Origin of the sequence: Pseudomonas sp. TCU-HL1 (assembly GCF_001708505.1) — a bacterium.
In the GTDB taxonomy this organism is placed as follows: domain Bacteria; phylum Pseudomonadota; class Gammaproteobacteria; order Pseudomonadales; family Pseudomonadaceae; genus Metapseudomonas.
The window spans coordinates 6,209,150-6,233,220 of sequence record NZ_CP015992.1 but is presented as its reverse complement, the minus strand read 5'-3'; the positions used below and the strand labels follow the sequence as shown (position 1 = coordinate 6,233,220).

Genomic DNA, 24,071 nt, shown 5'->3' with positions numbered 1-24,071 from the left:
AAACCTTAACCAACACGACATAAAGTCGGGAGGAAAAATGGAAACTGTAGTAGGTCTGACCGCGATCGCCGTAGCTCTGCTGATTGGTCTGGGTGCCCTGGGTACCGCCATTGGCTTCGGTCTGCTGGGTGGCAAGTTCCTGGAAGGCGCTGCTCGCCAGCCGGAAATGGTTCCGATGCTGCAAGTTAAGATGTTCATCGTGGCCGGTCTGCTCGACGCCGTAACCATGATCGGCGTTGGTATTGCCCTGTTCTTCACCTTCGCTAACCCGTTCATTGCTCAGGTAGCCCAGTAATCCTCGATTTTCGAGGATTCGACTGACAACGAACGAGCGAGGTGTTGGCGTGAACATTAATGCAACCCTGATCGGCCAGTCCGTTGCGTTCTTCATCTTCGTACTGTTCTGCATGAAGTTCGTGTGGCCACCGGTCATCACTGCTCTGCGTGAACGTCAGAAGAAGATCGCTGATGGTCTGGACGCTGCCAACCGTGCGGCTCGTGACCTGGAGTTGGCCCATGAAAAAGTGGGTCAGCAACTGCGCGAAGCCAAAGGTCAGGCGGCAGAAATCATCGAGCAAGCCAAAAAGCGCGCTACCCAGATCGTCGACGAAGCTCGCGATCAGGCACGTGCTGAAGGCGAGCGCCTGAAAGCGCAAGCTCAGGCTGAGATCGAGCAGGAACTGAACAGCGTCAAAGACGCGCTGCGCGCCCAACTGGGTAGCCTGGCCGTTAATGGTGCCGAGAAGATCCTGGGTGCCACTATCGATCAAAACGCGCACGCGGAGCTGGTTAATAAACTGGCAGCCGAAATCTAAGCGAGGGCGATCATGGCAGAACTGACCACGCTGGCCCGACCTTACGCCAAGGCTGCTTTCGAGTACGCCCAGGCCCATCAGCAGCTGGCCGCTTGGTCGGCCATGCTAGGCCTGGCCGCTGCGGTGTCGCTGGACGACACCATGCAGCGAGTGCTCAAAGCCCCGCGTCTGACGAGCGCAGAGAAAGCCAACTCCTTCATTGAAGCGGTTGGCGACAAGTTCGACGCCCAGGCACAGAACTTCATCCATGTCGTTTCCGAGAACGGCCGCCTCGTGCTGCTGCCGGAAATCGCCGAACAGTTCGAGCTGTACAAGGCTGAGCAGGAAAAATCGGTGGATGTGGAAGTCACCAGTGCCTTCGCGTTGAGCGAAGAACAGCAAGACAAACTCGCCAAGGTTCTCAGCGCACGGCTCAGCCGGGAAGTGCGTCTGCACGCCGCGGAAGACTCCAGCCTTATTGGCGGTGTCGTGATCCGCGCCGGCGACCTGGTTATCGATGGCTCGGTTCGCGGCAAAATCGCGAAACTGGCCGAAGCGTTGAAATCTTGAGTTTGAAGGGGCAGCAGAGCAATGCAGCAACTCAATCCTTCCGAAATTAGTGAAATCATCAAGGGACGTATCGAGAAACTCGACGTCTCTTCCCAAGCCCGTAACGAAGGCACCATCGTCTCCGTTTCCGACGGCATCGTGCGCATCTACGGCCTGGCCGACGTGATGTACGGTGAAATGATCGAGTTCCCGGGCGGCGTCTACGGTATGGCGCTGAACCTGGAGCAAGACTCCGTTGGTGCCGTAATCCTGGGCAAATACCTCGGCCTGGCCGAAGGCATGAGCGCCAAGTGCACCGGCCGCATCCTGGAAGTCCCGGTTGGTCCGGAACTGCTGGGTCGCGTCGTTGACGCCCTGGGCAACCCCATCGACGGCAAAGGTCCGATCAACGCTGCTGCCACCGATGCGGTGGAAAAAGTAGCGCCGGGCGTGATCTGGCGTAAGTCGGTAGACCAGCCGGTACAGACCGGCTACAAAGCCGTTGACGCCATGATCCCGATCGGCCGTGGCCAGCGTGAGCTGATCATCGGCGACCGTCAGATTGGTAAGACCGCCCTGGCCGTCGACGCCATCATCAACCAGAAAGACAGCGGCATCCGCTGCGTTTACGTAGCCATCGGTCAGAAGCAATCGACCATCGCCAACGTAGTTCGCAAGCTGGAAGAGAACGGCGCCCTGGCCAACACCATCATCGTGGCCGCCAGCGCTTCCGAATCCCCTGCTCTGCAGTACATCGCTCCGTACTCTGGCTGCACCATGGGTGAATACTTCCGCGACCGCGGTGAAGACGCCCTGATCATCTATGATGACCTGTCCAAGCAGGCCGTAGCCTACCGCCAGATCTCCCTGCTGCTGCGCCGCCCACCGGGCCGCGAAGCCTACCCGGGCGACGTGTTCTATCTCCACAGCCGTCTGCTGGAGCGCGCTTCCCGCGTTTCCGAAGAGTACGTAGAGAAGTTCACCAACGGCGCTGTGAAAGGCAAGACCGGTTCCCTGACCGCCCTGCCGATCATCGAAACCCAGGCTGGTGACGTTTCCGCGTTCGTTCCGACCAACGTGATCTCCATCACCGACGGTCAGATCTTCCTGGAATCCGCCCTGTTCAACTCGGGTATCCGTCCGGCCGTCAACGCCGGTATCTCGGTATCCCGTGTGGGTGGCGCGGCCCAGACCAAGATCATCAAGAAGCTGTCTGGTGGTATTCGTACCGCCCTTGCCCAGTACCGTGAACTTGCTGCGTTCGCGCAGTTCGCTTCCGACCTGGACGAGGCTACTCGCAAACAGCTCGAGCATGGTCAGCGCGTTACCGAGCTGATGAAGCAGAAGCAGTATGCGCCCATGTCCATCGCCGACATGTCGCTGAGCCTGTACGCCGCCGAGCGTGGCTTCCTGCAGGACATCGAGCTCGCCAAGATCGGCGCCTTCGAACAAGCCTTGATCGCCTACTTCAACCGTGATCACGCCGCACTGCTGGCGAAGATCAACGAGAAGGGTGACTTCAACGACGAGATCGACGCCGGCATCAAGGCTGGTATCGAGAAGTTCAAGGCCACCCAAACCTGGTAAGCCGCAGCGGGGGGTCGAAAGGCCCCCCGCCTGCTAACCCGATAGGTGTTACATGGCAGGCGCAAAAGAGATTCGCAGCAAGATTGCGAGCATCAAAAGCACGCAGAAGATCACCAGCGCCATGGAAAAGGTGGCGGTCAGCAAGATGCGCAGGGCTCAACTGCGCATGGCTGCCAGCCGCCCCTACGCGGAGCGCATCCGCCAGGTGATCGGTCATTTGGCCAACGCGAACCCGGAATACCGCCATCCCTTCATGATCGAGCGTGAAGTCAAGCGCGTCGGTTACGTGGTGGTGAGCAGCGACCGTGGTTTGTGCGGCGGGTTGAACATCAACCTGTTCAAGGCTCTGGTCAAAGACATGGCGGGTTACCGCCAGGACGGCGTGGAGATCGACCTCTGCGTGATTGGTGGCAAGGGTGCGGCCTTCTTCCGCAACTACGGCGGTAACGTCGTTGCAGCCATCAGCCACCTTGGCGAGGAACCCTCGATCAACGACCTGATCGGCAGCGTCAAGGTCATGCTCGATGCATACCTGGATGGCCGTATCGATCGCCTGTTCGTGGTCTCCAACAAGTTCGTCAACACCATGACGCAGAAGCCGACCGTGGACCAACTGGTTCCGCTGGTGGCCGACCCGGATCAAGAGTTGAAGCATCACTGGGACTACCTCTACGAACCCGATGCCAAGGAGATCCTCGAAGGTCTTCTGGTGCGCTACGTGGAGTCCCAGGTGTATCAGGCCGTGGTAGAGAACAACGCCTGCGAGCAGGCGGCACGGATGATCGCGATGAAGAACGCTACCGACAACGCCGGTGACCTGATCAGCAACCTCCAGCTGATCTACAACAAGGCGCGTCAGGCAGCGATCACTCAAGAGATTTCGGAAATCGTCGGCGGCGCTGCCGCGGTTTAAGACCGGTTCATATATTTAGAGGAACCAGATATGAGTAGCGGACGTATCGTTCAAATCATCGGCGCCGTTATCGACGTGGAATTCCCGCGTGATCAGGTGCCGAACGTCTACGACGCGCTGAATGTCAGCGGCGTCGAAACCACCCTGGAAGTTCAGCAGCAGCTGGGCGACGGCGTGGTTCGTTCCATCGCAATGGGTTCGACCGAAGGCCTCAAGCGTGGCCTGGGCGTCACCAACACTGGCAAGGCCATTGCCGTCCCGGTCGGTAAAGCGACCCTGGGCCGCATCATGGACGTGCTGGGCAACCCCATCGACGAAGCCGGCCCCATCGGCGAAGAAGAGCGCTGGGTTATCCACCGCGACGCTCCGTCCTATGCCGAGCAGGCGGGCGGCAACGAGCTGCTGGAAACCGGCATCAAGGTAATCGACCTGGTCTGCCCCTTCGCCAAAGGCGGTAAGGTCGGCTTGTTCGGTGGCGCCGGTGTAGGCAAGACCGTAAACATGATGGAACTGATCCGTAACATCGCGATCGAGCACAGCGGTTACTCTGTGTTCGCCGGCGTGGGTGAGCGTACTCGTGAGGGTAACGACTTCTACCACGAGATGAAGGATTCCAACGTTCTGGACAAAGTGGCCCTGGTATACGGCCAGATGAACGAGCCGCCGGGCAACCGTTTGCGCGTTGCACTGACCGGCCTGACCATGGCCGAGAAGTTCCGTGACGAAGGCCGCGACGTTCTGCTGTTCGTCGACAACATCTACCGTTACACCCTGGCCGGTACCGAAGTATCCGCGCTGCTGGGTCGTATGCCGTCCGCTGTGGGTTACCAGCCGACCCTGGCCGAGGAAATGGGCGTTCTGCAGGAGCGCATCACCTCCACCAAGACCGGCTCGATCACCTCCATCCAGGCCGTATACGTTCCTGCGGACGACCTGACCGACCCGTCCCCGGCGACCACCTTCGCCCACCTGGACGCCACCGTCGTACTGTCCCGTGACATCGCGTCCCTGGGTATCTACCCGGCCGTTGACCCGCTGGACTCGACCTCCCGCCAGCTGGACCCGCTGGTGATCGGTCAGGACCACTACGAGACCGCTCGTGGCGTCCAGTACGTTCTGCAGCGTTACAAGGAACTGAAGGACATCATCGCGATCCTGGGTATGGACGAACTGTCCGAAGCGGACAAGCAGCTCGTTAACCGTGCTCGTAAGATCCAGCGCTTCCTGTCCCAGCCGTTCTTCGTGGCCGAAGTCTTCACCGGTTCCCCGGGTAAGTACGTGTCGCTGAAGGACACCATCGCTGGCTTCAAAGGCATCCTCAACGGTGACTACGACCACCTGCCCGAGCAGGCGTTCTACATGGTCGGCGGCATCGAAGAAGCCATCGAGAAAGCGAAGAAACTGTAACCCCCTGAGCGCCCGGCAACGGGCGCTTACGTGAGGCAAGCGTATGGCTATTACTGTCCATTGCGATATCGTCAGCGCCGAAGCGGAGATCTTCTCCGGTCTGGTGGAGATGGTGATTGCGCACGGCAACCTCGGCGATCTGGGTATCGCGCCGGGCCACGCCCCGCTGATCACTGACCTCAAGCCGGGCCCCATCCGCCTGGTCAAGCAGGGTGGTGAGGAGGAGGTGTATTACATCTCCGGTGGTTTCCTCGAGGTCCAGCCGAACATGGTGAAGGTTCTTGCCGACACCGTGCTACGCGCCAGCGACCTGGACGAAGCTGCTGCTCAGGAGTCCCTCAAGGCTGCTGAGAAGGCCCTGCACGAGAAGGGCGCGGAGTTCGACTACTCGGCCGCTGCTGCTCGACTGGCCGAGGCCGCAGCCCAGCTGCGCACCGTCCAGCAGATCCGCAAGAAGTTCGGCGGCTGATCCACCGCACTTCATTGCAGAGAGGTAAAAGGGTAGCCTTGGCTACCCTTTTTCTTTTCCGGCATTCCGGTTTTCGCTTACCAGCCTGATTCGGTGATTCCCTCCATGTCCCTCGATATCGTCATCCTCGCCGCCGGCCAGGGCACGCGCATGCGTTCGGCCCTGCCCAAGGTCCTGCACCCGGTGGCCGGCAAGGCCATGCTCGGCCACGTCATCGACACCGCCCGCAAGCTCCAGCCCCAAGGCATCCACGTAGTCATCGGCCATGGCGCCGAGACCGTACGCGAGCGGCTGGCAGCAGACGACCTGAACTTCGTCCTCCAGGCCGAACAACTGGGTACGGGCCACGCTGTCGCCCAGGCCCTGCCGCAGTTGTCCGCCGAGCGCGTGCTGATTCTTTACGGGGATGTGCCGCTGATCGAACTTGAAACCCTGCAGCGCCTGCTGGAAAAGGTGCGGGACGACCAGCTTGCCCTGCTTACCGTCGAGCTGGATGACCCCACCGGTTATGGCCGCATTGTTCGCGACGCTGCCGGCGTGGTGAAGGCCATCGTCGAGCACAAGGACGCTACCACCGAACAGCGCGCCATTCGCGAAGGCAACACCGGCATCCTCGCGGTGCCTGGAAAGCACCTGGCCGATTGGCTGGGCCGTCTATCCAACAACAACGCACAGGGCGAGTACTACCTGACCGACGTCATCGCCATGGCCGTCGCCGACGGCCTGGTAGTGGCCACCGAGCACCCTCATGACGCCATGGAAGTGCAGGGTGCCAACGACCGCATCCAGCTCTCCGAACTGGAGCGCCACTACCAGAAGCGCGCTGCCCGCCGCCTGATGGCCCAGGGCGTGACCCTGCTGGACCCGGCGCGTTTCGATCTGCGTGGGGAAGCCACCGTGGGCCGCGACGTTCTGATCGACGTGAATGTCATCCTCGAAGGTACTGTCGTGATCGAGGACGGTGTGCAGATCGGCCCCAACTGCGTCATCAAGGACACCACCCTGCGCCGTGGCGCGGTGGTCAAGGCCAACAGCCATCTGGAAGGTGCCGAGTTGGGTGAGGGTGCCGATTGCGGTCCGTTCGCCCGCTTGCGTCCCGGCGCGGTGCTGGGGGCCAAGGCCCATGTGGGCAACTTCGTTGAACTGAAGAACGCCGTTATGGGTGAGGGCGCCAAGGCCGGTCACCTGGCTTACCTGGGCGACGCCGAGATCGGCGCGCGGACCAACATCGGCGCTGGTACCATCACCTGCAACTATGACGGCGCCAACAAGTTCCGCACCGTAATGGGCGAGGATGTCTTCATCGGTTCCAACAGCTCCCTGGTGGCCCCGGTCACCCTGGGCGATGGCGCCACCACGGGTGCCGGCTCCACCATCACCCAGGATGTGCCAGCCAACAGTCTGGCCGTCGGCCGCGCCAAGCAGCGCAACATCGAAGGCTGGAAGCGCCCGCTGAAAATCAAGAAGTAAGGTTGCGGAAAACCTGGGTTGTGGATAACTCATGAACCATACGAAAAAGGCGGCTAAGGCCGCCTTTTGTCGTTTTCGGGGTTGACGCAAAAGCTTCGTTAGGTTTTGATTCGCGCCATTATCTTTCGAAACGAAACTTTCGTTGATGACGAAACGCAATACTCCTCAACGCCGCCACGCGATCCTCGCCCTGCTCGACGAGCAGGGCGAGGTGAGTGTCGACGAGTTGGCCAAAGCCTTCGCCACTTCCGAAGTGACCATCCGCAAGGATCTCACTGCCCTCGAGAAGAACGGCTTGCTGCTGCGTCGCTACGGCGGTGCTGTGCCCATGCCGCAGGAGCTGATCGGCGAAGGTAACCAGCCGGTGTCGTCCTACAAGCTCGCCATCGCCCGCGCGGCCGTCGGCTGTATACGCGAGCACGCGCGCATCATCATCGACAGTGGCAGCACCACTGCGGCGATGATTCCGGAACTCGGACACAAGCCCGGCCTGGTGGTCATGACCAACTCCCTGAGCGTCGCCAACGCCCTGCGCGAGCAGGAGCACGAGCCGGTCCTGCTGATGACCGGAGGTACCTGGGACCCGCACTCGGAGTCCTTCCAGGGCCAGGTGGCTGAACAGGTCCTGCGTTCCTACGATTTCGACCAGCTGTTCATCGGTGCCGATGGCATCGACCTGCAGCGTGGCACCACCACCTTCAATGAACTGTTGGGCCTCTCGCGGGTCATGGCCGAAGTGGCCCGCGAAGTGATCGTCATGGCCGAGTCCGACAAGGTTGGGCGGCGCATTCCCAATCTGGAGCTGCCCTGGAGCAGCATCCACACCCTGATTACCGATGAGCGCCTTTCTGCCGAAGCGCGTGAACAGATAGCTGCGCGCGGGATCAGGTTGATCTGCGCGCGCATTGATTGAGAGAGGAGAACAGCCATGTGTGGCATCGTTGGCGCAATCGCCGAGCGCAATATCACCCCAATCCTGGTCGAAGGCCTGAAGCGCCTTGAATACCGTGGCTATGACAGCGCCGGTGTGGCCGTCTTCACCAACGACGGCCAACTGGACCGCCGCCGCCGCGTGGGCAAGGTTGCCGAGCTGGAGCAGGCTCTGGCCGAACAGCCGCTGATCGGTCGCCTGGGCATCGCCCACACCCGCTGGGCCACCCACGGTGCACCCAGCGAGCGCAATGCCCACCCGCATTTCTCCACTCACCAACTGGCCGTGGTGCACAACGGCATTATCGAGAACTACGAAGCCCTGCGTGAGCAACTCAAGGACCTCGGTTACGTCTTCACTTCGGACACCGATACCGAAGTCATCGTGCACCTGCTTCATCACAAGCTGAAGACCATTCCTGACCTGGCCGATGCGCTGAAGGCGGCGGTGCCGGAATTGCACGGTGCTTATGGCCTGGCTGTGATCAGCGCCAGCCAGCCGGATCGCCTGCTCGCGGCTCGCAGTGGCAGCCCGCTGGTGATCGGCCTGGGCCTGGGCGAGAACTTCCTCGCCTCCGACCAGCTCGCCCTGCGTCAGGTCACCGACCGCTTCATCTATCTGGAAGAGGGCGACATCGCCGAAATCCGCCGCGACAGCGTGCAGATCTGGGATCAGCAGGGCCGCGCTGTGCAGCGTGAGCAGGTTCAGTACCACGAAGGCGCCGAAGCCGCCGACAAGGGCGAGTTCCGCCATTTCATGCTCAAGGAAGTCCATGAGCAGCCCAAGGTGGTGCAACGCGCCCTGGAAGGCCGCCTGGGCGCCGACCATGTGCTGGTCAACGCGTTCGGCCCACGCGCCGCCGAACTCTTCGCCAAGGTGCGCAATGTGCAGATCGTGGCCTGCGGTACCAGCTACCACGCCGGCATGGTCGCCCGTTACTGGCTGGAAGGTCTGGCCGGCATCCCTTGCCAGATCGAAGTGGCCAGCGAGTTCCGATACCGCAAGGTGGTGGTGCAGCCGGATACCCTGTTCGTCACCATCTCCCAGTCCGGCGAGACCGCCGACACCCTGGCCGCCCTGCGTAACGCCAAGGAGTTTTCCAGAGGAGAACGGGGTTACCTGGCCAGCCTGGCTATCTGCAACGTCGGCACCAGCTCTCTGGTGCGCGAATCCGACCTGACCCTGCTGACCCAGGCCGGTCCAGAGATTGGCGTGGCGTCCACCAAGGCGTTCACCACCCAGCTTGTTGGCCTGATGCTGCTGACCCTGTCCTTGGGCCAGGTACGCGGCACCCTGGAAGCGGGCGTGGAAGCTGGTCTGGTGGAAGAGCTGCGCCGCCTGCCAACTCGCCTGGGTGAGGCCTTGGCAATGGACAAGACCATCGAGAAGGTCGCCGAGTTGTTCGCCGAGAAGCACCACACCCTGTTCCTCGGCCGTGGCGCCCAGTACCCGGTGGCAATGGAAGGTTCGCTCAAGCTCAAGGAAATCTCCTACATCCACGCTGAGGCCTACCCTGCCGGTGAGCTCAAGCACGGGCCGCTGGCCCTGGTGGACAGCGACATGCCGGTGGTGACCGTGGCGCCGAACAACGAGCTGGTCGAGAAGCTCAAGTCCAACCTGCAGGAAGTACGTGCCCGCGGTGGTGAGCTGATAGTCTTCGCTGACCGTGAGGCCGGGATCGACAATGGCGAGGGTACCCATGTGGTGGCGATGCCGCACATCGACGACGCTCTGGCGCCGATCCTCTACACCATTCCGCTGCAGCTGCTGTCCTACTACGTTGCCGTGCTCAAAGGCACTGATGTCGATCAGCCGCGAAACCTCGCGAAGTCTGTAACTGTCGAATAATTAGGCACTTCGAGCTGAAAAAGCCCGGTTCGCCGGGCTTTTTGTTATCCAGATTATTGGCGGCTATCAACTCGATCGCCTGACAACGGCCCAAGGTGGTCTACCTTTCCAGTGTTCTTGGTAAAGGAGGAGTTCCCATGCTTGCGCAACTTCCACCGGTCCTGCGCGACCTGAAACTGCCGTTACGCCTGCAGCTTTGGGACGGCAAGGAAATCGATCTCGGCCCGAATCCGACCGTGACCATGACGGTGAAGGACCCCAGTGCGGTTTCCCTACTGACCCGGCCGAGCCTCGGCACGCTGGGGGCCGCTTACGTGGAAGGGCGCTTGGAGCTGGCTGGGCCGATCCTAGAGGTGATCCGGATAGGCGATGCACTGAGCGAGGCGCTGGTCGGTGAGGAGGATGAGACGACGCCCGCGCGCGGGTTCCACGACAAAGCTACCGATGCCGCAGCCATCTCCTATCACTATGACCTGTCCAACGACTTCTACGCCCTCTGGCTCGACCGCGAGATGGTCTACTCCTGTGCCTATTTCCCCACCGGCACCGAGGACCTCTACAGCGCCCAGCAGGCCAAGCTGCATCACCTCTGCCGCAAGCTTCGTCTCAAGGCTGGCGAGTACCTGCTGGATGTGGGGTGCGGCTGGGGCGGTTTGGCGCGCTTCGCGGCCCGGGAATACGGCGTGAAGGTGTTTGGCATCACCCTGAGCCGTGAGCAGCTGGCACTGGGCCGTAAGCGGGTCAAGGCCGACCGGCTGAGCGACCAGGTCCAGCTGGAACTGCTGGACTACCGCGACCTGCCCCAGGACGGCCGCTTCGATAAGGTGGTCAGTGTCGGCATGTTCGAGCACGTCGGTCACGCCAACCTGCCGGTGTATTGTGAGCGCCTGTTCGGCGCGGTACGCGATGGTGGGCTGGTCATGAACCATGGCATCACCGCCCGGCATCCGGACGGCCGTCCGGTGGGACGCGGTGCTGGCGACTTCATCAACCGCTACGTCTTCCCCCATGGCGAGCTGCCGCACCTGTCCACCATGGTGGCCGAGCTGAGCCTGGCCGGCATGGAGGTGGTGGATGTGGAAAGCCTGCGGTTGCATTACGCGCGCACCCTGGAAATCTGGAGCGCCAACCTGGAGGCCAACCTCGCCAAGGCGGCCAGGCTGGTGCCGGAACAGGCCCTGCGCATCTGGCGGCTGTACCTGGCGGGTTGCTCCCATGCCTTCCAGAAGGGCTGGATCAACCTGCATCAGATTCTTGCGACCAAACCCCATGCCAGCGGCTCCCATGAATTACCGTGGAGTCGCGGGGATATCTACTCCGCCGAGTAGTTCCAGCGGTACTCGGCAACGGCGTCGTGCGCGTGGAGGCTTTCCGCGTGCACGACGCGCAACCGGAAGCCCGTCAGCCAATCCTGCCCCTGCAAGGCGTCGCTCAGGCGCCTTGCAGCATCTTCGCAAAACATCAGGTTCTGGCCATTCGCCAGGGCGAAGGCCTGTTCGTCCGCACGCTTTACCGCCGTTTGCACCGCAGTGCCCAGGGCCTGCTCCGCCAAGTCGGCCAGCCGGCGCAGCGGGATATCCTCACCCGCGCCCAGGCGCACCCAGAGTTGTGCGCTGCTGCGTTGACTGTGTGGCGTAGCGACGATGCCCTGGCTGCCTCCCAGCCATGTCAGCACCTGCTCCAGTTCCAGTGGCCGGTTGGCGAAGTCCTCGCTGAAGCGTTGCTGGATCAGTTGCCGAGCGAGGGCGGCGGAGCACGGACAGGTGGACGAATAGGCCAGCTCAAGATGAAGTTCCACGTGAAACCCCCATCGATCCTTGCGTGCGCTGACCTCGAAGGGATATGCCTTCCATCCGGCCAGGGGGCTTACCAAGGCTGGCCGCTTCAACAAGGCCTTGCCCTGAAGCCGGATGCTGGCGCGAGTGGAGAGGCCCAGGTGGCTATCGAGGAAGCGCGCCAGTACTCGGCGTAGTGCACCCGTGGTCAGCTCCTCCCGTTCCAGTGCCTCCAGTGCCAGGTACAGCCGCGACATGTGAATGCCTCGGGCGCCGGCGTCATCCAGGCTTACACCCGCATCGGCATGGGCGGTGATGCACCGGCCTTCCAGGATCAGCGGTAGGGCGACGCCGCACATGCCGACCCAGTCCAGCGGCAGCGTCGGCGATGTGGTTTGGGCGGCGATATCCGGAAGGGTGATGGCGTTCATCGGTCTGCTCTTGAAATTGAGTGCTTAAGTTATGTTATAACAATAAAGACATCGAATGAATGCCACCATGCCAGACACCCTGCTCAACCGCGAGGCGCTGCTCGCCCAACCTGATGACGCCTACATGGGCGATGCCCAGCGGGCGTTCTTCCACGACTTGCTGATGCGCGAGCGGGAAGCGCTTTGCCAACGCATCGACTCTGAGTTAGGCGCGCTGCGTGAGGTCGAGCCGGTCAGCGATGAAATTGACCTGGCCAGCCGTGAGGAACAGCGCCTGTGGCAACTGCGCCTGCTGGAGCGCGAGAAGCGCCTGCTGGACAAGATTGACGACGCCCTGGAGCGGCTGGCCTGCGGCGAGTACGGCTGGTGCGAAGAGAGTGGCGAGCCTATTGGCCTGCGCCGCCTGCTGTTGCGCCCCACCGCGACGCTCTGCCTTGAAGCCAAGCAGCGCCAGGAACAACGAGAGCGCCACCAGCGCCACGCCTGAAAGGACACCCACCATGGACCAACGCCTACCCGTTACCCTACTGTCCGGCTTCCTCGGCGCCGGCAAGAGCACGCTGCTCAACCATGTGCTGAAGAACCGCGACCAACTGCGCGTGGCTGTGATCGTCAACGACATGAGTGAAATCAACATCGACGCCAGCGAGGTGCAACGCGACGTGAGCCTGAACCGCGCCGAGGAGCGCCTGGTTGAGATGAGCAACGGCTGCATCTGCTGCACGCTGCGCGAAGACCTGTTGGAAGAGGTCAGCCGTCTGGCGCGCGAAGGGAGTTTCGATTACCTGCTGATCGAGTCCACCGGTATCTCCGAGCCGCTGCCGGTGGCCGAGACCTTCACCTTCCGTGACGAACACGGGCAGAGCCTCTGTGACGTGGCGCGTCTCGATACGCTGGTCACGGTGGTCGATGGAGTGAACTTCCTGCGTGATTACCAGGCTGCGGAAAGCCTGGCCAGCCACGGCGAGAGCCTGGGCATGGACGATGAGCGTTCGATCAGCGACCTGCTGATCGAGCAGGTGGAGTTTGCCGATGTGCTCCTGATCAGCAAGGTCGACCTCATCTCCAGCACTGAACGCGACGAGCTGATGGCCATCCTGCAGCGGCTCAACCCCGAGGCCGACGTGCTGCCGATGGTGATGGGGCAGGTCGATCTGAAACGCTTGCTCGACACCCACCGCTTCGACTTCGACCGCGCCGCACAGGCGCCGGGCTGGCTCAAGGAACTACGTGGCGAGCATGTACCCGAGACCGAGGCGTACGGCATCGCCTCGACGGCCTACCGCGCGCGGCGGCCCTTCCATCCGCAGCGCTTCTTCCGCTTCCTCAATCGCGAGTGGCTCAACGGCCGCCTGCTGCGCTCCAAGGGCTTCTTCTGGTTGGCCAGCCGCTACCGTGAGGCGGGCAGTTGGTCCCAGGCCGGCGGGCTGATGCACCATGGCCTGGCCGGACACTGGTGGCGCTTCGTGCCCCGCGAGCGCTGGCCAGAGGATCAGGACGGACTGCAGGCCGTTCTCCAGCACTGGACCGCCGAGGTTGGCGATTGCCGTCAGGAACTGGTGTTCATCGGCCAGGGCATCGACTTCGCGCGCCTGCGTGCCGAACTGGACGCCTGCCTGCTGGATGACGATGAGATGGCCGAAGGACCCGAACGCTGGTCCCTCCTACCCGACCCCTTCGGTCCCTGGCACAACGAGGAGGCCGCCTGATGCTGGCGCGGCAGTGGTTGCTACCTCCCCGCCAGGTACTGGGGGAGAGCCCGGACATCCTCAGCGAAGCGTTGCGGGACGAGGTCAATCTCGCGGTCTGGCAGCGCCGCCTGCCCCTGCATGTGCAAGGCTTCGCCAATAGTCTGCTGGGCCTGGGCGATGCTCTGGCCGAGTCCCTGACACTGGAGCTGGGCGCTACCGATGCCGAACCCGACCTCAGTGGCCTGGCTGCCCGCTTCGCTGATCTGGAGGGTTATCAGGGATTCGTTGCCGACGTTGGCTGGCTGGTGCGGGCCTTTGCCTGCCTGCTCGATGCCCGACGTGTCGGCCTGCGCCTGCGTCGCCTGGACAAGGCCATGTGCCCGCGTTTTCACGTCGACCATGTACCGCTGCGGTTGATCACCACGTACTCCGGGGTCGGGAGCCAATGGCTGCAGGAAGACGAGATGCCGCGCTCACGCCTTGGCGATCCATCCGAGGAACCCCTGCAGGTTGTGGATAACCAGCAGCTGGCGGCGGGGCATGTGGCGTTGTTCAAGGGGGAGAAGTGGCTAGGCAACGAAGGTCGTGGAATTATCCACAGATCGCCGCAGCCGGCGCCGGGTGAGAGCAGGCTTTTGCTCACGCTGGATTGGTTGGGGTAGGCGGCGCGATTTGAGGCCCCCCAACGAGGCTCAGGAGCGGTCTTTTTCCCACTTGCCCTGGCTTTGCGTCTCGCAGAAGGGTTTCAGGTAGCGCGCGTCACTGGCCACGCCGTAGTAGTGGATGTCCTGGCGATAGGGCTGGTTGCTCACCTTCGCATCGCGGCAGACGCCGAAAGCACCGACAGGGCAGTTATCCACAAAGCTCACTTCCACTTTCTGGCCCTTTATCTCCGGCTTGCAGAAGCCGTCACGGAAGAGCTGCTTAGGGATGCTACGGTTTTCCTGGCAGAGCTTCACATCCAGCCCGTCGCCCTGGCTGTGCACCACGCAGGCTTCCGCGTGGACGTCGACGGACAGCAACAGTAGCAAGGGCAGCAACCAGGCACGCATCGGAGGACTTCCAGGCAATGAAGGCCGCGACTCTAGCACGGCGCTTTCTAAGACGTGTGTGAAGCAGCACCATAGGAAGATGCTCACACATATCCCTACCCATCTCATTGCCGGCCCCCTGGGGGCCGGCAAGACCAGCCTGATCCGTCAGTTGCTGGCGCAGCGGCCCGCCTTTGAGCGCTGGGCGGTATTGATCAACGAGTTTGGCCAGATTGGTCTGGACGCGGCACTGCTGACGCGTGACGACGACGGCATCGCACTTGCGGAAGTGGCAGGCGGCTGTGTCTGTTGCGTCAACGGCGCGCCGTTCCAGGTCGGCCTAGCCCGGCTACTGCGCAAGTCACGCCCGGACCGGCTACTGATCGAGCCTTCCGGACTCGGACACCCCGTCGAGCTACTGCGACAGCTACGCGAAGCCCCTTGGGAGGGCGTTCTGGCGCTACAGCCGAGCGTCGTGGTGCTGGACGCGGCGGCGCTGGCTGCGGGCCAACCCCTACCGGACAGCCAGCGAGAGGCGCTTCTGGATGCTGGCCTGGTGCTACTGAACAAGGCCGAAAACCTGGATTCGGCCGCCTGTGAACAACTTTCCGCGAAACTACCCCCTGTACCTATCCTGTGGACGACACACGGGCGGCTAGATATCCAGGAGCTTCCAGGCATTCATGCACACGCTGGAAAACCTGTTGGTATCAGCGAGTTACCAACAGGTGTGGATAAACCCCATGTTTTGTGGAGGAATCAGGGCGAACCGATCTGCCAGATCCAGGCCAGTGCCGACGGCTGGAGCATCGGTTGGCGCTGGCATCCGAGCCAGCAGTTCGAGCTGATGCGCGTGCAGCAATGGCTCACCAACCTGCCCTGGCGCCGCGCCAAGCTGGTGTTGCAAACCAATGCTGGCTGGCTTTCCGGCAACGCCCTGGATGGCGCGCCGATCCACTGGCAGGCCAGTGAATGGCGCAAAGATTCGCGCCTGGAGCTGATCTTTGCCGGGCCTCAGGACGAGGCGGCGCTGAAGGCGGGCATGGCGGCGTGCCGGTTGGAGGAGGAGGCTTAGGATCGCGCCGGACGGCGTTGCGGGCAGAGCCCGCTCTTACGCCAGTTCGCGCGGTTGGGGCACGCGGCGTGAACCCGCAATCGGTGCGCATGGCGCACCCTACTGGAGAGGTGTCGAAGTAGGGTGCGCTGTGTGTTCAGCCGGGCATTCCGCCACCAATGAAAACGGGCCCCGAAGGGCCCGTCTCGTGTCGATCCGGATGAGGGATCAGTCCTGGTTCATCCGCGAGTGGGTGCGGGTGTCCTTCATGAATACGTACACCAGTAGCGAGCAGGCGATGCAGGCGGTGACGTACCAGTAGAAGCCGCTTTCCATGCCGATGCTCTTGAACCACAGGGCCACGTACTCGGCGGTGCCGCCGAAGATGGAAACGGTCAGTGCGTACGGCAGGCCTACGCCCAGGGCGCGGATCTCGGTGGGGAAGAGTTCGGCCTTCACCACGGCGTTGATCGAGGTGTAGCCGCTGACGATGATCAGCGCCGCCATGATCAGGAAGAACGCGCCCCACCAGGTCTCGATGGTGTGCAGGGTGCTGAGGATTGGGTAGGTGAACAGGGTGCCCAGCACGCCGAAGGCGATCAGGATCGGGCGACGGCCGATCTTGTCGGAAAGCCCGCCGACGATGGGCTGCAGCAGCATGAAGAGGAACAGCGTGGCGGCCGAGATCATGGTCGAGTCGTCCTTGCTCATGCCCACGGTGTTCACCAGGTACTTCTGCATGTAAGTGGTGTAGGTGTAGAAGGCCAGGGTGCCGCCCATGGTCAGGCCGATCACGGTCAGCACTTCCTTGGGATGGCGCATCAGGGTGCGCAGCAGGCTTTCCTTCGGCTTGTCCTTCTTCTTGGTGAAGGACTCGGTCTCTTCCATGCCGCGACGCAGGAACATGGCCACGACCGCGCACAGGGCGCCGATGAAGAAGGGCACGCGCCAGCCCCAGCTTTCCAGCTGTTCAGTGGTCAGGGTCTGCTGGAGGATGATCAGCACCGCCAGGGCGATGAGCTGGCCGGAGATCAGGGTCACGTACTGGAAGCTGGAGAAGAAGCCGCGTTGCTCCTTGGTCGCCATCTCCGACAGGTAGGTGGCCGAGGTGCCGTATTCACCGCCTACCGAGAGGCCCTGCAACAGGCGCGCGACGACCAGCAGGATCGGTGCGGCGACGCCGATGGTTTCATAGCTCGGGGTCAGGGCGATGATCAGCGAGCCGAAGCACATCAGCAGCACCGAGGCCAGCAGGGCGGCCTTGCGGCCCTTGCGGTCGGCGTAGATACCCATCAGCCAGCCACCGATCGGGCGCATCAGGAAGCCCACGGCGAAGATCGCGGCGGTGTTGAGCAACTGGGCGGTCATGTCGCCCTGGGGGAAGAAGGCTTTGGCGAAGTACAGCGAGAAGGCGGCGTACACGTACCAGTCGTACCACTCGACCAGGTTGCCCACCGAGCCACTGAAAATCGATTTGATGCGTTGCGATGTCGTGCGGGGTTCTGCAGAGGCAGCCAGGGTGCTGGAGTTATCCATCATCGTTCCTCGACGCGTAGTTGTTGTTGTGGGCGCTGACCGAAGCCGCGCCAGTGCGCCAGGCACATAGCAGGAGCTGTGCCAGGGGAGGAAAGGCCCGGAATAGAGAGGTTTCAGTGGATTCAGGCGAGGTTCATGCGCGGAAACCTGCCGATGCCCCTGGGGTGATGAGCAAGATTCCGCCGATCGCGAAGGCACCGGTGTGGCCGCATCCTTGTAGGGGCGATTTCAATCGCCAAGCGGACCGCAGGTTCGCCCTTTGAGCTGTCAGAGGGCTGCGATGCCGCCCTTGGCGAATGAATTCGCCCCTTCTATGAAGATCTCGGTGTCAAGGCCTGTTCCTCCGATTCATGACTTGGGGCACGCATCAAGGCAGCGGGGCATGCTGCTCGTGAGACCTAGCGTCTCACCACCTTCTATCCGCTGGTCACGAGGACCAACACGATCCTGCTTGCGCGTTGCGCTCAGGCATACCCCTTTGCACCACACCCTTTCTACAAGATCGGTCATCGCGCTGATGACCCGGGCGAATTACGGGCGTGTTGACTGCGTAACTCTTTCGTCGCGGCTCGCTGGCTGAGTGGTGGTGTCAGGGCACGGCTTTCAGTGTTGCACCCGCCGGCAGCTCACCGCGCTCCAGGTAGCGCCACAAGGCGATCACCAGGCGTCGCGCCAGGGCCACGATCGCTACCCGTCGACTGCGACGGCAATCACCGCCGGCCTTCTTGGCGAACCAGTGGCTGAGGGCGCTGTTCGGCTGGTAGTGCAGCCATAGCCAGGCCTGTTCGACCAGCAGCGCGCGGACCCGGGGATTACCCTGCTTGCTGATGCCCTGGTCGACCCGCAGCGTGCCGCTGTCGTAGGGCGAGGGCACCAGGCCAACGCAGGCCCCCAACTGACGGCGGTTGCGAAACTGCCGCCAGAACAGCTCGAGTACCAGTTGCCGGGCGCCGACGGTGCCGATGCCGCGCAACTGGCTCAGTCGCGCCACTTGTTCGGCCTGGCGGGTGCCGAAGCGCTGCGCGTGTTCGTGCTCCAGCCGCCGCAGCTGGGTCCGGGCCTCCTGCCAGCGTTGCAGCTCCCGCTGCAGGCGGGCCTGCAGCGCCGCCCCCAGCGCCTGGCCAGCCCAGTCCTGCAGCGTGCCCTCGGCCAGTTGTTGGCGGCCGGCACGATCCAGCCGGGTCCAGCAGCCCACCGTCGCCAGCAGCTTCTCGATCCGGTTGCGGTGCTGCTGCAGCTCGCGCTGCAACTGCTGGCGCTCGCGCCCCCAGTGCCGGCGATCCTCGTCCTCGACGCTGGGCGGGCACACCACCTGAAAACGCCGCTGCTCGCCACGCAGCCAGGCCAGCAGGGCCTCCACCAGGCGCAAGGCGTCCAGCCGGTCAGTCTTGGCCAGACGCCTCCGCCGCGCCATCAGCAGGCTCGCTGGATCGATCACCAGGACCTCCAGCGCACGCGCCTGCAAGGCGCGCTGTAGCCAGAAGCCATCCTGGCCCGCTTCATACACCACGACCACTCTGGCGGACGCTGGCAACGCCCAGAGCGCGCGCGTCTCCGCGATCGTTTGCACCACCTGCTCCAGGCGCGCCAGGGGTTGCGGTGCGTCGACTGTCTTCAGCCGGGGGGCGCGCCGGGCATCACTCAGCGCCACTTTCCAACTGGCCCTGGCCAACTCCAGCGCCACTGCCAAGACCGGTTCGTTCGCACTATGCTGTTCAACGTAGGCCGTTCGCATGTCGATTCCTCCTCTGGGCCAAACCTTCTATCCCCCGGATTAAGAATCGGCGTGCGGGCGGCCTTTGCATAGGATCTACAGTTCGTCGCCCGGCAGGAACTCGCTGCGCGCCAGGCCGTGGCGAGCCATCTTTTCATTGAGGGTGCGACGCGGCAGTTGCAACAGTGTCATCACCCCCTTGATATCGCCCTGGCAACGCGCGAGCGCCTGGCGCAGGCACTGCACTTCGTAGACTTCCATCAACTCGGCCAGCGATGGCTCGCCTTCGGTTCGCTCGGCCTGGCCTGTGGATAACCCCAGCACATGACGTTCGGCGGCGTTGGCCAGTTCACGGACGTTGCCCGGCCAGGGGTTGGCCAGCAATTGCGCCAGTTCCGTCGGGGTCAGCGTCGGTTGCGACCGGCCCAGGCGCTCGCTGGCCTGCCGGGCGAAATGCTCGAACAGCAGAGGAATGTCTTCGCGACGCTCGCGCAGAGCCGGCAGTTGCAGTTCGGCAACGTTCAGGCGGTAGAGCAGGTCCTCGCGGAAGCGCCCGGCGCGGACCTCGTCGCGCAGATCCGGCTTGGTGGCGGCGACCACGCGGATATCCACAGCGATGCTCTGGTTCGACCCGAGGCGTTCCAGGCGCTGCTCCTGCAGCACCCGCAGCAGCTTCACCTGCTGGGCAAGTGGCATGCTTTCGATCTCATCGAGGAACAAGGTGCCGCCATGGGCATGTTCGATCTTGCCGATGCGCTTGCCTTGGGCGCCCGTGAAGGCGCCGCTTTCATGGCCGAACAGCTCGCTTTCGAACAGGTTCTCCGGAATGGCGGCGCAGTTCAGTGCCACAAAGGGCTTGCCGGCGCGGGGGCCGAAGTCGTGCAGGCAGCGCGCGACCATTTCCTTGCCGCTGCCGGTTTCTCCGCGCAGCAGGATGTTCACCGGGGTGCGGGCCAGTTCCAGCACCTGGCGGCGCAGCTGTAGCAGCGCTCTGGAAACCCCGAGCAGGCGGCCATCGAGCTGGTCCTTGAGGTCGACCTGAACGCGCAGGCGGCGGTTTTCCTGCACCAGCTGACGCTTCTCCAGCGCCCGGCGCAGGCTGTCCAGCAGGCGCGCGGCGGTGAAGGGCTTCTCAATGAAGTCGTAAGCGCCCAGGCGCATGGCTTCCACCGCCTGGGGCACATCGCCGTGGCCGGTGACCATCAGGAAGGGCAACTCGCGGTCCAGTGCCTGAACCGCCTGGAGCAGCGCCATGCCATCCATGCCGGGCATGCGCAGGTCGCTGATGACCACGCCTGGAAACGCTGCGTCGAGACGCTTCAGGCAGTCTTCGGCACTGGCCTCCACGCGCACCTCGAAACCGGAAAGCTCGAGCCACTCGCGTACGGCTTCGCGGATCGCCGCTTCGTCGTCGACGAAAATCACCTGGGCCGTCATGGCTGTTCCTCTTTGGCTTTATCCACAGGCAGGCGCAGGCTGAACACCGCGCCCTCGCCCTGGTTGGCGGCGCTCAGGGTGCCACCCAGTTCGTGGACGATGGCGTAGGACACCGCCAGTCCGATTCCCAGGCCAGCACCCGCTGGCTTGGTGGTGAAGAAGGGGTCAAAGACCCGTGGCAGGTCGTCCGGGGCGATGCCGCCGCCGTTGTCGGCCACTTCGAGCAACCAGTGCTCGTGTTCCCGTTGCAGGGTTATCCACAGGTGCGGGTGCGGATGGCCTGCTACAGCGTCCAGCGCGTTGCGCAACAGGTTGACCAGCACCTGTTCGAGGCGGATCGCGTCACCCGACACCCAGGCAGGAATCATCAGCGTCTGGCTGATTTCCACCTGGGCGTCGCGCAGGTTGGGCGCCAGCAGTTGCAGGGACTTATCCACAACGTTGCCCAGTTCGAGGCATTCGCGCAGCCCTCCGGGCGTCTTGCGGGCGTAGGTCTTGAGGTGGCCGGTGAGCGCGGCCATGCGTTGCAGCAGCTCATCATGGCGTGCCAACGCCTTGTGGGCCTGCTCCAGCTGACCGTTGCCGAGCATCAGGCGCAGGCTGGCCAGGTGCATCTGCAGAGCCGTGAGGGGCTGATTGATCTCGTGGGCCAGGGCCGCTGACATCTGCCCTAGGGCGGCGAGCTTGGCGGCCTGGATCAGGCCGTCCTGGGCGGTGCGCAGGGCGGCGGTGCGTTGTTCCACCAGTTGCTCCAGTTCTTCCCGACTGCGTTGACGGATGCGCGCCAGGCGCCAGCGCTGGTGCAGGAACAGGGCGAGGAAGAACACCGCGAGCCAGGCACCGGCGGCGGCCAGGCTCGCGGCACGGGCGCTGCCTGCTGCGTCCTGCGGGGTGCGCAGCAGGTGCAGGGTCCAGCCTTCGCTGGGCAGCGGCAGGCTTTCCCAGAGGTAGTCGGTGCGACCGGCGGGTCCATCGACTCGCGCCAGCCGGCTGTCTGTGCCGAATTCGAGCCGCGTGTTGTGGATAAGTGGCGCCAGGGGCTGTTTGTCGTACTGTCGGGTGGCGGCCATTTCGGCTCGGCCCTCGGCAGAAATGGGTTGCAGCTCGCGATAGCGCCAGCCCGGCTGGTTGGCGATGAACACCACGCCGCGCGCATCGCTGACCAGGATGATGTCCGGCCGATGGCCCCATTCCTGCTCCAGTTCGGGGAACTCCAGCTTCACCACGATCGCGCCGATGAACTCACCCTGTTCGCCGCGCACCGCGCTGGCCAGGAAGTAGCCCGGAACACCGCTGGTCACGCCCACTGCATAGAAGCGGCCGCTGCCATGGCTGCGTGCTTCGGCGAAGTACGGACGGAAGCCATAGTTGTGGCCGACGAAGCTGGTGGGCAGGCGCCAGTTGCTGGCGGCCACGGCGAGGCCGTCGCGATCCAGAAGCTCCAGGGTGGTGGAGCCGGCGGCGCGGTTCATCTGTTCCAGTTTCAGGTTGAGCAGGTGTTGCTGGTTGTTATCCACAGGCCCTTCGAGGATGGCACGCACTTCCGGGTCCAGTGCCAGCACGGCGGGGAGGGCGCGGAAACGCTCGATCAGCGTGCGCAGGCTGCCGGCGTAAAGGCTCAGCTGCTCGCGGACCTGCTTGCCCTCATCGCGCAGGGCCTGGTGTTCGGCCTGGCGACCGGCCAGATGCATCGCCAGGAGCAACCCGGCGAGCAGCAGCAGGATCAGCAGGGCGATGCGCAGGGAGCGGGAGATCAAGGCGAGGTATCCGGGGGAAGCGAGGCGCCGACGATAGCACGGCCAGCCGCGTGCCCCTGCTTTTGCGCGATGCCAGCGGATACACTGCGCCCAGTCATTTCAAGGCACGTTCGATGCAATTGATCCCCTGGTCCCATTCGACTTCTGCCGGATTCACCCTGCGCGGCTGGCATAGCCAGCCCTCCGGCAAGCCGCTGCTGCACTTCCTTCACGGCAATGGTTTCTGCGGTCGTACCTACACGCCGTTGCTGCAAGCGATGGCGGAAGACTTCGACCTCTGGCTGTGCGATGTCCAGGGCCATGGCGACAGTGATCACGGCGGCCGCTTCCTCGGCTGGAACCGCAATGCCGAACTGGCGGTGGAGGCCTTCGAGGCCGGGCGTGGCCTGTTTGGCGAGGTGCCGCGAGTGGCTCTGGGGCACAGCTTCGGCGGCGTGCTGACCAGCCTCATCCTGGCCCGTCATTCGGCGCTGTTCAGGCGTGCGGTATTGCTCGACCCGGTCATCTTCACGCCGGCCATGATCGGCGTGATGGCCTTCTCCGAAGTCCTCGGGCTGCACCGCCGCACCACCATGGCCAGCCGCGCACTGGCGCGGCGCAACCACTGGGCCGACCACCAGGCCGCCTGGAACGGCCTGCATGGCCGCGGCATCTTCAAGGGTTGGACCGACGAGGCGCTGCAGGGCTACGTGGATCACGCCATCAAGGCTGTGGAAAACGGTGTCGAGCTCAAGTGCCGGCCGAGTCGCGAGGCGGAGATCTTCAGCTCCTTCCCGAAGCGCCTGTGGCCTTCCCTCGGACGCCTTGAGACGCCGACGCTGATCCTCCACGGACAGCACAGCTACCCCTTCGTGGCCAAGTCGGTGGCGCGGCTGACCGCCCTCAATGGTCACGTCAGCGCCCAGGTTGTGGAGGGCGGCCACTGCTTCATGCAGGAGTTTCCCCAGGCCAGCGCCGAGCGCACCGCCGAGTTCCTGCTGCGTGGATGAACACTGCTGCTGAGGCTGGCAAGGGTGAATGTCGCTTCTTACATCCACCATCGGAGCCCTTTCGGATCACAAATGGTGGACCGGTGAAGCGTGGTCCACCCGAGCCATGGCTTGTGTCCGCTAATCCACCCGACGCTGCTCGTCCGGCTTGGGGTGGTTACGCCGCCACTCGTTCAGCTGGATAACCTTGCCTGCGTGCTGGGCTTCGGCATCGACTTCGAAGGGATGGGCCTCAAGGTCGATGCGGCCCAGGTGGTTGCCGAACATCTGGATGCTGCCCGCCAGACGTTGTTCGCCGGTGACGGTGAACTCGAACCCGTAGATGCGCGCCAGGCGACGGTTGCCCTTGGCATCGCGCACCATGGCCAGCCGGCGGAAGGCCACGTTGCCGTCCAGCAGTTCCACATCCAGCCGTGCGCAGTGCTGCTTGGCCAGTGTCAGTGCGCGTTCGCGCACGCCATGGCCGCGCCACAGCCAGGCTGCACCGGCGGCGAACACCATCAGTAGGAAAACGTCAGCCAGGCTCAGCATGATGACTCCAAGGACATAGGCCCAAGCTTAAACCATCCCAGGGGGTTTTCAGCTGGTCCGTTCGACGCGATTTCTCCCCGGGCCTGGTGTCCGACACCCGGATTCGGGCATTGCCGGAGCAAGCTGCCTTGCAGCCGAGCGGTTGGAAATCGCCGGC

At 63.4% G+C, this 24,071-nt stretch carries 23 protein-coding genes; 16 read left to right on the top strand and 7 right to left on the bottom strand.

What is annotated here, in order from left to right; translation table 11 throughout:
- The first annotated feature begins 37 nt into the window (after positions 1-37).
- From atpE to cfaB, 11 genes are all read left to right on the top strand, one after another.
- Complete coding sequence (gene atpE, locus THL1_RS28445) at positions 38-295, top strand: F0F1 ATP synthase subunit C (RefSeq protein WP_003457994.1); 258 nt, start codon at positions 38-40, stop codon at positions 293-295.
- Positions 296-344: 49 nt separating this feature from the next.
- The gene (locus THL1_RS28440) at positions 345-815 is read left to right on the top strand and encodes a F0F1 ATP synthase subunit B (RefSeq protein WP_069086358.1); all 471 of its coding nucleotides are present in this window, start codon (positions 345-347) and stop codon (positions 813-815) included.
- Positions 816-827: 12 nt separating this feature from the next.
- The gene (locus THL1_RS28435) at positions 828-1,364 is read left to right on the top strand and encodes a F0F1 ATP synthase subunit delta (RefSeq protein WP_069086357.1); all 537 of its coding nucleotides are present in this window, start codon (positions 828-830) and stop codon (positions 1,362-1,364) included.
- 21 nt (positions 1,365-1,385) lie between these two features.
- Positions 1,386-2,930, top strand: coding sequence for a F0F1 ATP synthase subunit alpha (gene atpA / locus THL1_RS28430; RefSeq protein ID WP_069086356.1), 1,545 nt, complete (start codon positions 1,386-1,388; stop codon positions 2,928-2,930).
- A gap of 52 nt (positions 2,931-2,982) precedes the next feature.
- A complete protein-coding gene (gene atpG / locus THL1_RS28425; protein ID WP_069086355.1) occupies positions 2,983-3,843 on the top strand; it encodes a F0F1 ATP synthase subunit gamma in 861 nt (286 codons plus the stop codon).
- A 30-nt stretch (positions 3,844-3,873) separates the two neighbouring features.
- On the top strand, positions 3,874-5,250 hold the full coding sequence (atpD, locus tag THL1_RS28420) for a F0F1 ATP synthase subunit beta (RefSeq protein WP_069086354.1): 1,377 nt from the start codon (positions 3,874-3,876) through the stop codon (positions 5,248-5,250).
- 43 nt (positions 5,251-5,293) lie between these two features.
- Complete coding sequence (locus THL1_RS28415) at positions 5,294-5,719, top strand: F0F1 ATP synthase subunit epsilon (RefSeq protein WP_069086353.1); 426 nt, start codon at positions 5,294-5,296, stop codon at positions 5,717-5,719.
- A gap of 105 nt (positions 5,720-5,824) precedes the next feature.
- Positions 5,825-7,189 (top strand): bifunctional UDP-N-acetylglucosamine diphosphorylase/glucosamine-1-phosphate N-acetyltransferase GlmU, encoded by a 1,365-nt coding sequence (gene glmU, locus THL1_RS28410; protein ID WP_069086352.1) that lies wholly within the window; start codon positions 5,825-5,827, stop codon positions 7,187-7,189.
- Positions 7,190-7,331: 142 nt separating this feature from the next.
- Positions 7,332-8,102 (top strand): DeoR/GlpR family DNA-binding transcription regulator, encoded by a 771-nt coding sequence (locus THL1_RS28405; RefSeq protein ID WP_145928407.1) that lies wholly within the window; start codon positions 7,332-7,334, stop codon positions 8,100-8,102.
- A gap of 15 nt (positions 8,103-8,117) precedes the next feature.
- Entirely contained in the window at positions 8,118-9,968 is a 1,851-nt protein-coding gene (gene glmS / locus THL1_RS28400) for a glutamine--fructose-6-phosphate transaminase (isomerizing) (RefSeq protein WP_069086350.1), read from the top strand.
- A 137-nt stretch (positions 9,969-10,105) separates the two neighbouring features.
- Positions 10,106-11,296: a C17 cyclopropane fatty acid synthase CfaB gene (cfaB, locus tag THL1_RS28395; protein ID WP_069086349.1), complete on the top strand. Its 1,191-nt coding sequence runs from the start codon at positions 10,106-10,108 to the stop codon at positions 11,294-11,296.
- On the opposite strand, the gene folE2 is transcribed toward cfaB, so the two are convergent.
- On the bottom strand, positions 11,281-12,174 hold the full coding sequence (gene folE2, locus THL1_RS28390) for a GTP cyclohydrolase FolE2 (protein WP_069086348.1): 894 nt from the start codon (positions 12,172-12,174) through the stop codon (positions 11,281-11,283). The genes cfaB and folE2 overlap by 16 nt on opposite strands.
- A gap of 67 nt (positions 12,175-12,241) precedes the next feature.
- Between folE2 and dksA the strand changes: the two genes are divergently transcribed.
- The 3 genes from dksA to THL1_RS28375 are packed head-to-tail and all read left to right on the top strand — an operon-like array spanning position 12,242 to position 14,527.
- The gene (gene dksA, locus THL1_RS28385) at positions 12,242-12,661 is read left to right on the top strand and encodes an RNA polymerase-binding protein DksA (protein ID WP_069086658.1); all 420 of its coding nucleotides are present in this window, start codon (positions 12,242-12,244) and stop codon (positions 12,659-12,661) included.
- A 13-nt stretch (positions 12,662-12,674) separates the two neighbouring features.
- The gene (gene zigA, locus THL1_RS28380) at positions 12,675-13,883 is read left to right on the top strand and encodes a zinc metallochaperone GTPase ZigA (RefSeq protein ID WP_069086347.1); all 1,209 of its coding nucleotides are present in this window, start codon (positions 12,675-12,677) and stop codon (positions 13,881-13,883) included.
- Positions 13,883-14,527 carry a DUF1826 domain-containing protein gene (locus THL1_RS28375; protein ID WP_069086346.1) on the top strand — a complete coding sequence of 215 codons (645 nt, stop codon included), beginning with the start codon at positions 13,883-13,885 and terminating at the stop codon, positions 14,525-14,527. Before zigA ends, THL1_RS28375 begins: the two co-directional genes overlap by 1 nt.
- 30 nt (positions 14,528-14,557) lie before the next feature.
- Here THL1_RS28375 and THL1_RS28370 read toward each other — a convergent pair whose 3' ends face one another.
- Entirely contained in the window at positions 14,558-14,917 is a 360-nt protein-coding gene (locus THL1_RS28370) for an NADH:ubiquinone oxidoreductase (RefSeq protein ID WP_069086345.1), read from the bottom strand.
- 79 nt (positions 14,918-14,996) lie between these two features.
- Here THL1_RS28370 and THL1_RS28365 point away from each other — a divergent pair, with 79 nt between their 5' ends.
- Entirely contained in the window at positions 14,997-15,971 is a 975-nt protein-coding gene (locus THL1_RS28365) for a CobW family GTP-binding protein (protein ID WP_069086344.1), read from the top strand.
- A gap of 207 nt (positions 15,972-16,178) precedes the next feature.
- On the opposite strand, the gene THL1_RS28360 is transcribed toward THL1_RS28365, so the two are convergent.
- The 4 genes from THL1_RS28360 to THL1_RS28345 all read right to left on the bottom strand — a co-directional run bounded on the left by THL1_RS28360 (position 16,179) and on the right by THL1_RS28345 (position 22,394).
- Complete coding sequence (locus tag THL1_RS28360) at positions 16,179-17,486, bottom strand: MFS transporter (RefSeq protein WP_069086343.1); 1,308 nt, start codon at positions 17,484-17,486, stop codon at positions 16,179-16,181.
- Positions 17,487-18,075: 589 nt separating this feature from the next.
- Entirely contained in the window at positions 18,076-19,221 is a 1,146-nt protein-coding gene (locus THL1_RS28355) for an IS110 family transposase (RefSeq protein WP_069082015.1), read from the bottom strand.
- Between the two features lie 75 nt (positions 19,222-19,296).
- Positions 19,297-20,637 carry a sigma-54-dependent transcriptional regulator gene (locus tag THL1_RS28350; protein WP_069086342.1) on the bottom strand — a complete coding sequence of 447 codons (1,341 nt, stop codon included), beginning with the start codon at positions 20,635-20,637 and terminating at the stop codon, positions 19,297-19,299.
- Positions 20,634-22,394 carry an ATP-binding protein gene (locus tag THL1_RS28345; RefSeq protein ID WP_069086341.1) on the bottom strand — a complete coding sequence of 587 codons (1,761 nt, stop codon included), beginning with the start codon at positions 22,392-22,394 and terminating at the stop codon, positions 20,634-20,636. The genes THL1_RS28350 and THL1_RS28345 overlap by 4 nt, the downstream gene beginning before the upstream one ends.
- A gap of 113 nt (positions 22,395-22,507) precedes the next feature.
- Between THL1_RS28345 and THL1_RS28340 the strand changes: the two genes are divergently transcribed.
- Positions 22,508-23,383: an alpha/beta fold hydrolase gene (locus THL1_RS28340; protein WP_069086340.1), complete on the top strand. Its 876-nt coding sequence runs from the start codon at positions 22,508-22,510 to the stop codon at positions 23,381-23,383.
- Positions 23,384-23,503: 120 nt separating this feature from the next.
- Here THL1_RS28340 and THL1_RS28335 read toward each other — a convergent pair whose 3' ends face one another.
- Entirely contained in the window at positions 23,504-23,914 is a 411-nt protein-coding gene (locus tag THL1_RS28335) for a DUF3301 domain-containing protein (protein WP_069086339.1), read from the bottom strand.
- Positions 23,915-24,071 lie beyond the last annotated feature (157 nt).